This is a genomic window from Synechococcus sp. H60.1 (genome assembly GCF_047462335.1).
Lineage (GTDB): Bacteria > Cyanobacteriota > Cyanobacteriia > Thermostichales > Thermostichaceae > Thermostichus.
On the sequence record NZ_JANSJA010000054.1, the window covers coordinates 1 to 1518 of the forward strand.

The following is a 1518-nucleotide window of genomic DNA, read 5'->3' on the forward strand; positions in this document are numbered from 1 at the left end:
GCCCGGTGCGCACCGTGTTAAAGGAGCGCTGGGTGGCCTGCACTGCTTTGTTCATTAACTCCTCGATCTCGGCTAGCTCCACGGGGCTTTCCTCTCTTTATAAAACAGTTTGCAGACGCTCAGGCGCTGGCGGCAGAGCCGACACCTTTAGCGTGAGCTTGACCCCAATTTTACTGCTTTGTCGAGGGCCATGAGGGATCCCGTCGCTCGGAGCCGCCTCTGCAGGGTAGCTGGTTCCCAAAATGCCCCCCGGCGGGATGGTACGCGCTCAAGGCTTCTCCTAAACTGCTCTGCAGCTCATCGCACAACAAAGGCACGACAAAGTTCCTATGCTCTCCCGTCAAGTTGGTTCCTCAACGGCTCTCACCTGGCTGGTCAGCAGCCTGAGCCTTCTCGGTTTTGGAGCCGCTGCCGCAGCGTTAGAGCTGCAGGTCGTGTCGCCCAATGCCTACAAAGTGCCCTACTTGGGCATTGATGGTGTCTTCACCCTCGATATGGCTCAGGAACAATCGGCAAACGATCCGCGCAACCCGAAGCGGGTGAAGTTCGAGAAGATGGAGTTTTTCTCCTTCTACGCCGACCTAGAAGGGAAAGAACCGCTGGCCGAAAATTGCCGCTACGCCTATCGGGGGGCTGCCCCAGATCCCTTCTACTATCCAGAACGTTCCCTCAGCTCCATCTGGGACCTATTTCAGCTGCAGCCCGGAGCAGATCCCAGTTGCGAAGCGTTCACCTACGTCATTCTGCGAGCACCGCACGGGGATCCCGTCCACATGCACCTGCGCTACGGGGGCCGCGACAGCAGCTTCCAAGAACTGCTGAACATCAGTACCCTGCCAGAGGATCCCTCCAACTTTAACCCTTGGTGGAGCACCTACTGTGCCGAAGGGGTAACCGGCTGTGATTGACAGAAACTTGGAAAAGGGCAGGGACGTTAGCGCCCAACCTGCCAGCGCGTAGCGATGGGAGGAGCCCGTCTCAGACTTAAAATGGCTTTCAATCTCTCTCCCTAGCCCATGTCCAGGATCCCAGCCTCTACGCCTGCGCCGGAGAGGTTGAGCCTTGAGCAGATCAACCTGTCTGCTTCGGCCTTGGCGCTGCTCGATCACTGCCCGCGCCTGTTTCGCTACGTGTATCTGGAGCGGCTGATCTGGCCGGCTGCCAATGTTTTTGAACAGGAAGCGGAGCAGAGACGAGGACAGCAGTTTCACCGTTTGGTGGAATGGCACAGCCGCGGACGGCAGGTGGAGCCACGCCTGCCCAGCCTGGACGAGGCGGTACAGCAGTGGTGGCAGGTGTTTTTGGCCAGTCCCCATGCTCACCCACAGGGGCGGGTGTTGGCGGAACTGCCCATCTGGCAGCGGATCGAAGGGTTTAAGCTGATCGCCCGCCTGGATCGGCTGGTAATTACCCCCGGATCCCTGCAGATTGTGGATTGGAAGACGGAGCGGCAGCGCCCGCCTGACGAACAGTTGGCCCAGGACTGGCAGGTGCGCCTCTACCCGCTGCTGCTGTGTG

The 1518-nt window shown here is 59.4% G+C and carries 2 protein-coding genes; both read left to right on the forward strand.

Annotation, left to right across the window (positions count from 1 at the left end):
• Positions 1-329: 329 nt before the first annotated feature.
• Positions 330-908: a hypothetical protein gene (locus NW852_RS02940; protein WP_414426446.1), complete on the forward strand. Its 579-nt coding sequence runs from the start codon at positions 330-332 to the stop codon at positions 906-908.
• Between the two features lie 108 nt (positions 909-1016).
• On the forward strand, positions 1017-1518 hold a 502-nt coding region (locus NW852_RS02945; protein ID WP_414426447.1), incomplete at its 3' end, for a PD-(D/E)XK nuclease family protein.